Here is an 8,498-nt window from a genome sequence, read left to right on the forward strand (position 1 = left end):
GAGAAGACGTCGATCGGGCGCACGGGCGTCAACATCACCAGCGGGATCTGACGGCTAGTCGACTGCTGATAGGTGAGGTACGGGGGGAACAGGTGAGCCATATGGGCCCACACCTGATGCCGTTCCTCGCCTTCGGGTTCCCGCCACGTGGCCTCGAACGCTTGGGTCGCGATCTGCACACCGATCGTGTTGCTTTCTAAGACATTCAAGTACCACCCAGGATGCGTGTCGGCACCCCCTTTCGATGCGACGATCACGATCTCGCCACCGATGTTGCCGTAGATCAACGGCCTGACATAGACCTTCGCCGACTTGCGACCCACACACTTGATCAAGCAGTGCGTGGTCAGCGCACGGCCCCCGACCGCACTCACGTCCACGATGTGGCCTCGTGTGCCACCGGAGGTCAGATAGATCTCGAGGTGCTCGCTGACCCAGTCACCTCGCGCCGCTCGGATCGCTGCGGCATCGCCGTCGCCCATGGGTGACTCCTAACGTAGGCGGGGTGAAGACGATTGGACCGAACCTGCGTAGCTGACCTCATCTTCCGGAGCCAGGTTGAATCATGTAACCATGCGTTGATCCAACTGGTTAGGGCGGCCGCTGACGTTGGGTCGGCGACGTGGTCAAGCTCCGCTTCAACGGGTAGAACTCCAGGTCACCCCTGGTCTAGCCGTTGTCGGTCCGCAGTCGGTCCGCTGTGCTGGACATAGCGAGTCAGCACCGTCGACCAGAACACGACTCGCCACTGGTCGGCGTCGAGCTTGACACGGTCTTCACCGACCAGTCCAGCGGCAAGGACACCAATCGCCGGCGGCGGACCGGTCCCTACTATGCGGTGTCGTATCGTGATACCGGTGACGATCGGGGATTCCGCCATCACGTCCGCGGCATTCTTCACTGTCGACGGCGACTCCTATCTGCCGAGCGCAATGGCGCGAGGACCATGGGGCGCCGCTATGGGCGGTCAGATCGTCGGCGGCCTGTTGGGTTGGGGCATAGAGCAATCCGGCGTCGATCCCGACCTTCAGCCCGCCCGTCTCACGGTCGACCTGTTGCGGCCAGCCCTGCTCGAACCGGTGCAGATTCAAACCTCGGTGCAGCGGGAAGGGCGGCGCATCAAGCTCGTCGACGGTGCGCTGGTGCAGAACGGAAAGACCGTCGCGCGGGCGAGCGCACTGTTTCTGCGACGAGGCGAGCACCCCGACGGCGAGGTGTGGACCGCCCCGGTGCGGATGCCGCCGCTTCCAACCGACTCCGACGAGTTCCCCGACCTGCCGTTCTTCATTTGGGGGTACGGCACCAACACCGAGAAGGGGACTCGAGGTATGACCGAGTGGGAGCAATCCCACGCCCAGAAGTTCGCGTGGACGAGGGTCTTCCGCCCGATCGTGCAGGGTCACCCGCTCACGCCGTTTACTCGACTGGCATTCATCGGTGATATCACAAGTTCGCTCACTCATTGGGGCACTGGCGGATTGCGCTAGATCAACGCCGACTACACGGTCACTGCGAGCCGACTACCGGACGGTGAATACCTCGGGCTGGCAGCCCAAAGCCACTACGGCACAGCCGGTGTAGCAACTGGCGGAGCGACCCTGTTCGATCGGCACGGGCCGATCGGCATCAGTTCAGCGCTCGCTTTGGCCCAGTCCGCCGATGCGTTCAATCCGTCCTTCACGACTCAGGTGTGAACGAAGTGCGCTACCACCAAAACACCACGTGGCCTGAAGGTTTCATCGCGCCTCCGAGCAGAGCCGCGCCCTGGTAACGTTGACACAACAACCGCTTCGGTCTGCGCCCCGCCGCCACGACCGACGGCGCGCCAGCGCCCGTCGAGATCGATCGCACACGCGACGCCCTCGACTTGTTGCGGGGCGTCGAGGCATTCAACCTTCATCCCCACTTGCCCCAGCTGGAACGAGTTGGAGCGGCTGCCAAGCGGATGGATGTGCTCGCCCGGCAGGACGTTGACACGGCCGCCCCGCCACACCCCTTCACCCGAGACGGCCGTACCAGCTTTGACGCGCTGCTGCAGTCGCGACCAGACGCGTTCGCCGGCAAGCTGCTGGTGTGCGACACCACGTTGTTCAGCTCGACAGCCGGTGGCATTGACAACTTGCGTCGACTCTGGACTAATCTGCTGAGCCGGCCGAGGCGGCTCTAGCGTCACCACCAAGGGTGAGGAGGACCGCGGCCCGCGCCTACCAACCGTCAGGGGTGTGCTGCGAGGAATGCCTCGTGCGGTAGGCCGGCGGTGAGCTGATCGACATCGAACGGTTCGTCGAGGCGGGCGTGCAGCATCTTCGGATCGATCAGCAGGCTGATCTCCGCGGTTTGACGAGCGAACAGCCGACCGAAACGCGGGTAGAGCCAACGCATTACGGCCCGCTCCGGTGAAGTGCAGCGCGCGGCACAATAGCCGACATGGCCCACCTCGTCGGTGAGAATTTCGCTATAGAGTTGCTCGATGCGCCCGGCCACATCGGGCTCGTCGGCGAACAACTCGACCCCGACACGGCGCAATTCGTCGAACAAGATGCAGCCCGCCATCTCGCCCGCCCCCACGAATGCGAATGCGATGCGCTCCGGGATGAAGACATTGATCTTCACGAACTGGCGCATCACCAGCGGCGGCGGGACGACTTGGAACGGCAGATCGAACATGTCGAGCACGTAGGCCAGTAAGCGGGTGTGATAATGCTCTTCGAGTTCGATATACACCCGCTCGGGCGGAGCGTCGTCACCACTATTGCGTCCGTAAGTCTCTCCCAGTCCGACGCCGAACCGTTCCGCCTGGTTCAACTTCGCGGTCGCCAGCAGAAACAGCATTTCTCGGTTCAGGCCAGGCTCGGGTCGGCGGCGACGCAGGTTGCGCGCGAACACATCTCGATCGATGGGACGACGTGAGCGGACCGGGTCCGCCACCAAGCCGTCGAAGAATTCTTCCCGGCTGGCCAGGCGGCGGTGCAGCAAATCCGCCTCACCGTCTCGCCGCGCCAAGTAGTTCCGGTAGCCCTCGATACCCAGAGCGTTCATCGCTCCTCCATTCCCTGAACAATCGTCAGCACATATCGATCCAATAGCGCGGCGCGCTCGCGGGATGCGGTCGCACCGGTGGCCAGCAACGCGAACAGTCCGGTAAGGAAAATCACCCCGAGCGCACCCGGCTCGGCATCCGGCGACACCCTTCCGGCAGCCTGCGCTTCGGCGATCGCGGCGATGAGGAATCCGGCCAGCGGATGCTCGCCCGCCTCTTCTTCGATGGGCCGGGTCGCGGAGAAGTGCAGGCCCAGCATGTCTCTGAACACGACGGGACCCAACCGCTCCTCGGCGGCCAGCACGTGGCGAACGAGCAGGCGCAGCAGCGACAGCAGGTCGTCGGGCGCGGCGGATCGGGTGTCGAGCGTGGCCACGATTTTGGCCTCCTCGGCCCGCTCCAACTCGACCAGCACGTGCTCCTTGGTCGGGAAGTGGAAATAAAACGTGCCGCGCGCCACCCCCGCCGACGCGGCGATCGCAGCGACGTCCGCACCCGCCAGTCCAGACCGGCCGAACTCGGCCACCGCGGCGTCAAAGACACGAGCCCGAGTCTGAAGCCGCTGCGCCTCCCGCACCCCGACAACCTGCGGGGCAGGTTCTGCGGTCGATGCACGTGAAGGCACGCTGACACCGTACAGAATCTCATTGTCACCCGTCAATGACGGTCGTCAACGAATTTGCCAGCGGTCTCGTGGTGCATCGAAACGCTCACCTTCTCCAGGGTCAGCGGTAGCACCCATTCGGAGTTTGATCTCAGCGGGCCCGTAGCATCTGCCCGATCGAGAGGAAATGAATGAGCAGACGCGGGTGGAACCGGAATGGGGCCTGCCGGTGAAAGCGGTGCGGATTGTCTCTTGTACGGCAGGGTCCGTGGTCGCGGCCCTGTTCAGCGCCGGGATAGGCCACGCCGACGAGGCCGGCTACCTGGACGAGTTGAACCGGCATGGATACGCGGTGAGCGCGGCGTCAGGGCAATACCTGCTGGGCAGCGGGCACGCGATGTGCGGGGAGTTGCAGGCCGGGCATTCGCCAGACTACGTCGCCAAGCATTGGACGTACCCGAACGCGTCGTACCAGAACTTGCTGGACATGGCGACCGCGGCGCAAAACAACCTATGCGGTGGCGACTGATTTATTCTGCGACGACCGCGATTTCGCCGCCCAGGCGGTAGGGCGTCACCAATGGAAGATCGTCGCCGCTCCAAAACCTTCCTGGGTCAAACCAGTTGGACCGCTTCTCAGTTTCGATCAACCCCATCTCTTCATAGGTGACCGCGACCGTCTCCGCGCAATAGGCGGACTCGAAGCGGCCCTTTCGCTGCTCTTCGTTGCGCCTTCGGGTTGACTCGCGAACCCGTTTGTCCAAGAACGGGATTCCCCGCACCCAGTCGTATCTGGTCGGCAGTTGACCGCGTAGCCAGCGCAGGGTGAGCCGGGTGGTACTCGGAAACGGGGTACCGTCCATCCGGGCGATGACGCGCAGCAGCCGGTTCTCCTGCTTGCGGGTCGCGTCGGGGGTCAGCTGACGGAACCAGCATCGTTGCCCGTAGCGCTGCATCCAGCGCTCGACCACCTGTCCGGCGTCGTTGAGTTGCACGCCGCGGTGGGTGGTGCCGGTCCACACATCGGTCAGCTTGTCGCCGAGTTCGGCATGCCAGATCAACGGCGGCAGATCCTCGATCGCCACCGTCATGCCGACGTGGTTGACCGGGCTGTTCGACAAGGTCTGGATTGCGCGGTCGGGTCCCGAGCGCCCACGAAACAGCCAGATGTCGCCGGTCCGGGTTGCCTCCAGCGCTTGGGTCAGATTCACCGTATGTGTTTCCACCACCGCACCATATGCAGATATCGTTCATCGCAGGATGCAGTCGCGAATAACCTGTGCGCATGCGCACCGTTTGGAAGTTGCTCGGGTTGGCCGGGATCGTCGGGGTCGCCGCCGGGGGAGTGCTGGTGGCACGCGATCAGCGCCGGCGCCGGGCTTACTCGTCCGATGAGATCCGGGCCCGGCTGCAGCAGCGCCTGGCCGAGGCGGACGACGAGCCCTAGCCCTACGCGGCGACCGCGTAGAGGTGGTGGGTGCCGGCGAAGCCCTTAAGCTCGGCCTCGCGGCCGTCGTCGAAAGAGATGTCGTCGCAGTCGCTGAGGGCGTCGCGCACGGTCTCGCTGATCAGGATCTCCCCGCCGTCGGCTTGGCCGGCGACTCGTGCCGCCATCGCGACGTTACGGCCGAACAGGTCGTCGCCGCGGCGCACCGATCGGCCCATATGGATCCCGATCCGAACTCGAATATCGTTGTGCCGCTTGCGTTGCGCTTCTCTGTGCAACGCGTGCTGGAGGTCGATGCCACAGCGCACCGCCTGCTCGGCCCGAGCGAACGCAATCATGAATCCGTCGCCCTGGCTTTTCACCACATGCCCTGAGTGCTCTTTGACCAGCTTGCGTACCAGCTTGTCGTGCTCATCGATCAACTTGACCCAGGCTCGGTCGCCGACCCGCTCGTTGAGCGCGGTCGACTCCTCGATGTCGGAGAACAGAATCGCCACTCTGCCGTCCGGAGTCACCCGGGCCAGATCCGGTCGTTCCACCTCCGCCCAATCGGCAAGGTCCTCGATCGAGCTGCGCACCGCAGCGCCGAAACCCTCCTTGCGCATCAGGTTCGCGGTCTGCCACACCGTCTTGACCGCTTTTGACCCAAAACTCAATAGGTCGGGCTGCTGCCGCAGCGCCTCGTTTTCGGCCCTGACCCGGGACAGCAGCCGCCAAAGAACGCCCATGGCTGCGGCTTCGACCGCCGCGACGCCGGCCAGCGCGTAGACCGCGATCAACAGGTGATCGTGCATGCCACGCATCTTCCCCGATCCATCGTGGCCTCCGCAGCGACAGTGCCAGATCGGCGAATCACCATGCCAGCTGTGCATAGCCGGATGGAAAGCGGAAGATCAACCGCGAGTGTATGTTCCGCGAATTCAGATATTCCGGCGTGCCGGGTCGGCTGTTGTTTGCCCGCTGGGGTAGCGGGTTGCACACTTCGTGCGCTGCCGGTTGTCGGGCCGAACCGCAGTGTTTAGGGTTGGAACTGGCCGCGGCAGGGTCGAGGTAGGCGCGTTGTGCAAGTGTTGAAGCCGCACTGACTAGTCGATTGATCGTGGAGGACCCGATTGGCCGAATCCGGCAATAGCGCCTCGGACCTGCTGGTGATCTTCGGCATTACCGGCGACTTGGCCCGCAAGATGACCTTTCAAGCCCTCTATCGCCTGGAGCGCAGGGGGTTGCTGCAGTGTCCGATTGTCGGCGTCGCCAGCGAGGACATCAGCGTTGAGGAGTTGATCAACCGGGCCCGCAAGGCGATCGAAGGCGCCGGCGAAAAAGTCGACGACAAGGTGTTCGACCGGTTTGCCGGCCGACTGTCCTACCTGCACGGCGACGTCACCGATTCCGCGCTCTACGACGCGCTGAAAAAGCAGATCGGCTCGAAGCACCACTGCCTGTTCTATCTGGAGATGCCGCCTTCGCTGTTCGCGCCGATCGTCGAGAACCTGGCCAAAGCCGAGTTGCTGAACGGATCCCGTGTCGCGGTGGAAAAGCCCTTCGGTCACGACCTGACGTCCGCGAATGAACTCAACGCCCGACTGCGCGCGGTGCTGGACGAGGACCAGATCTTCCGGGTGGACCACTTCCTGGGCAAGGAACCGGTCGTCGAATTGGAGTATCTGCGCTTCGGCAATCTGGCGCTGGTCGAACTGTGGGACCGCCACGTCATCTCCGAAATCCAGATCACCATGGCCGAGAATTTCGGCGTCGATGACCGGGGAAAGTTCTATGACAAGGTCGGCGCCTTGCGTGACGTCGTGCAAAACCATCTGCTGCAGGTGCTCGCCGGGGTGACGATGGAACCCCCCGTCGGGCTGACCGCAGACGACCACAACGACAGAAAGGCCGACGTTTTTCGCGCGATGCCGGCCGTGGATCCGGATCGCTGCGTGCGGGGTCAGTATCGCGGCTACACCGACATTGATGGGGTAGCCAAGAATTCTGAAACCGAGACCTTCGTCGCGATGCGGGTGGAGATCGACAACTGGCGCTGGGCCGGGGTGCCCATCTTCTTGCGGGCGGGCAAGGCACTGCCCGAGCGGGTCACCGAGGTGCGAATGTTCACCCACCGGGTCCCGTCGTTGGTTTTCCTGTCCGGACGCAGGCGGGCCGAGCCTAACCAGATCGTGCTGCGGATCGACCCCGATCCCGGACTGCGGCTGCAGCTCACCGCTTTAGAAGGCGACCGCTGGCGCGATCTGCACCTGGACTCGTCGTTCATGGCTGACCTGGGCGAGCCGCTGCTGCCCTACGAGCGACTGCTGCACGGCGCGCTGACCGGCGATCACCAGTTGTTCGCTCGCGAGGACGGCATCGAAGAAACCTGGCGGATCGTGCAGCCGCTGCTGGACCACCCCGGCGAAATCCACCAATACGAACCGGGCTCTTGGGGGCCGGACGCGGCACGCGAACTACTACGAGGACATCGCGGCTGGCAACAGCCGTGGCAAGCCGTTAACCACTAACAAGGAGAACAGAGCGACATGCAGCTAGGGATGATCGGCTTGGGCCGGATGGGCGCGAACATCGTCCGTCGGGTGACCGCGGGCGGACACGAGTGTGTGGTCTACGACCACGACACGGCCGCCGTCAAGGCGTTGGCCAGTGAGGACAGGACCACCGGGGTGTACTCGGTCGCCGAGCTGGCCGAGAAGTTGTCCACGCCGCGGATCGTGTGGGTGATGGTGCCGGCGGGCACGATCACCCAGACGGTGATCGAAGGGCTGGCCAACACGCTGGAGGCCGGCGACATCGTGATCGACGGCGGCAACTCTTACTATCGCGACGACCTCAGGCACGCAAAGCTGCTGGGCGATAAGGGAATTCACCTGCTGGACTGCGGTACCAGCGGCGGTGTCTGGGGCCGCGAGCGCGGCTACTGCCTGATGATCGGCGGCGACGAGAAGTCATTTGCTCACGCCGAGCCGCTGTTCGCCACCATCGCACCCGGAGTGGACGCGGCTGAGCGCACCCCGGGCCGGACCGGGGATGTCGCGCAACCGGAGAAGGGGTACCTGTACTGCGGCACCTCCGGGGCGGGCCACTTCGTCAAGATGGTGCACAACGGCATCGAGTATGGGTTCATGGCCTCCCTCGCCGAGGGACTGAACATCCTGCGCAATGCCGACATCGGCAAACGCGTCCAGGAGGGCGACGCCGAGACCGCGCCGCTGTCTAACCCAGAGTGCTACCAGTACAACTTCGACATCGCCGATGTCGCCGAGGTGTGGCGCCGGGGCAGTGTCGTCGGTTCCTGGCTGCTGGACCTGACCGCGATCGCGCTGCATGAATCACCCGACCTGCACGAGTTCTCCGGCCGCGTCTCGGATTCCGGCGAGGGCCGCTGGACCGCGATCGCGGCG

General features: G+C 64.2%; 10 protein-coding genes and 1 pseudogene. 6 read left to right on the forward strand and 5 right to left on the reverse strand.

Features of this window, described 5'->3' with window-relative positions; genetic code table 11:
• On the reverse strand, nt 1-482 hold a 482-nt coding region (locus tag VNW74_RS18205; RefSeq protein ID WP_325679289.1), incomplete at its 3' end, for a nitroreductase/quinone reductase family protein.
• A gap of 375 nt (nt 483-857) precedes the next feature.
• On the opposite strand from VNW74_RS18205, the pseudogene VNW74_RS18210 reads away from it, so the two are divergent.
• Nucleotides 858-1,694: pseudogene (locus VNW74_RS18210) on the forward strand (thioesterase family protein).
• A 212-nt stretch (nt 1,695-1,906) separates the two neighbouring features.
• A complete protein-coding gene (locus VNW74_RS18215; protein WP_325679291.1) occupies nt 1,907-2,167 on the forward strand; it encodes a hypothetical protein in 261 nt (86 codons plus the stop codon).
• A gap of 47 nt (nt 2,168-2,214) precedes the next feature.
• Here VNW74_RS18215 and VNW74_RS18220 read toward each other — a convergent pair whose 3' ends face one another.
• The gene (locus tag VNW74_RS18220) at nt 2,215-3,039 is read right to left on the reverse strand and encodes a hypothetical protein (RefSeq protein WP_325679293.1); all 825 of its coding nucleotides are present in this window, start codon (nt 3,037-3,039) and stop codon (nt 2,215-2,217) included.
• Nucleotides 3,036-3,665, reverse strand: coding sequence for a TetR/AcrR family transcriptional regulator (locus tag VNW74_RS18225; protein WP_325679295.1), 630 nt, complete (start codon nt 3,663-3,665; stop codon nt 3,036-3,038). The genes VNW74_RS18220 and VNW74_RS18225 overlap by 4 nt, the downstream gene beginning before the upstream one ends.
• Nucleotides 3,666-3,831: 166 nt before the next feature.
• Here VNW74_RS18225 and VNW74_RS18230 point away from each other — a divergent pair, with 166 nt between their 5' ends.
• Nucleotides 3,832-4,173, forward strand: coding sequence for a DUF732 domain-containing protein (locus VNW74_RS18230; protein ID WP_325679297.1), 342 nt, complete (start codon nt 3,832-3,834; stop codon nt 4,171-4,173).
• Between the two features lies 1 nt (nt 4,174).
• Here VNW74_RS18230 and VNW74_RS18235 read toward each other — a convergent pair whose 3' ends face one another.
• On the reverse strand, nt 4,175-4,855 hold the full coding sequence (locus VNW74_RS18235) for a guanylate cyclase (protein ID WP_414686716.1): 681 nt from the start codon (nt 4,853-4,855) through the stop codon (nt 4,175-4,177).
• Nucleotides 4,856-4,929: 74 nt separating this feature from the next.
• Between VNW74_RS18235 and VNW74_RS18240 the strand changes: the two genes are divergently transcribed.
• Nucleotides 4,930-5,091, forward strand: a complete 162-nt coding sequence (locus tag VNW74_RS18240; RefSeq protein ID WP_325679301.1) for a hypothetical protein — start codon at nt 4,930-4,932, stop codon at nt 5,089-5,091.
• A 2-nt stretch (nt 5,092-5,093) separates the two neighbouring features.
• Here VNW74_RS18240 and VNW74_RS18245 read toward each other — a convergent pair whose 3' ends face one another.
• The gene (locus VNW74_RS18245; RefSeq protein WP_325679303.1) at nt 5,094-5,894 is read right to left on the reverse strand and encodes an adenylate/guanylate cyclase domain-containing protein; all 801 of its coding nucleotides are present in this window, start codon (nt 5,892-5,894) and stop codon (nt 5,094-5,096) included.
• A gap of 309 nt (nt 5,895-6,203) precedes the next feature.
• Here VNW74_RS18245 and VNW74_RS18250 point away from each other — a divergent pair, with 309 nt between their 5' ends.
• Nucleotides 6,204-7,601, forward strand: coding sequence for a glucose-6-phosphate dehydrogenase (locus VNW74_RS18250; RefSeq protein ID WP_325679305.1), 1,398 nt, complete (start codon nt 6,204-6,206; stop codon nt 7,599-7,601).
• A gap of 18 nt (nt 7,602-7,619) precedes the next feature.
• Nucleotides 7,620-8,498 (forward strand): phosphogluconate dehydrogenase (NAD(+)-dependent, decarboxylating) (gene gnd / locus VNW74_RS18255; protein WP_325679307.1); only part of this gene is annotated, 879 nt, incomplete at its 3' end.

Source organism: Mycobacterium sp., from assembly GCF_035570115.1.
Lineage (GTDB): Bacteria > Actinomycetota > Actinomycetes > Mycobacteriales > Mycobacteriaceae > Mycobacterium.

Excerpts from the sequence above, each read along its gene's own strand:
- VNW74_RS18220 (WP_325679293.1), bottom strand. The coding sequence starts at position 3,039 with ATGAACGCTCTGGGTATCGAGGGCTACCGGAACTACTTGGCGCGGCGA.
- VNW74_RS18230 (WP_325679297.1), top strand. The coding sequence starts at position 3,832 with ATGAATGAGCAGACGCGGGTGGAACCGGAATGGGGCCTGCCGGTGAAA.
- VNW74_RS18240 (WP_325679301.1), top strand. The coding sequence starts at position 4,930 with ATGCGCACCGTTTGGAAGTTGCTCGGGTTGGCCGGGATCGTCGGGGTC.
- VNW74_RS18245 (WP_325679303.1), bottom strand. The coding sequence starts at position 5,894 with ATGCGTGGCATGCACGATCACCTGTTGATCGCGGTCTACGCGCTGGCC.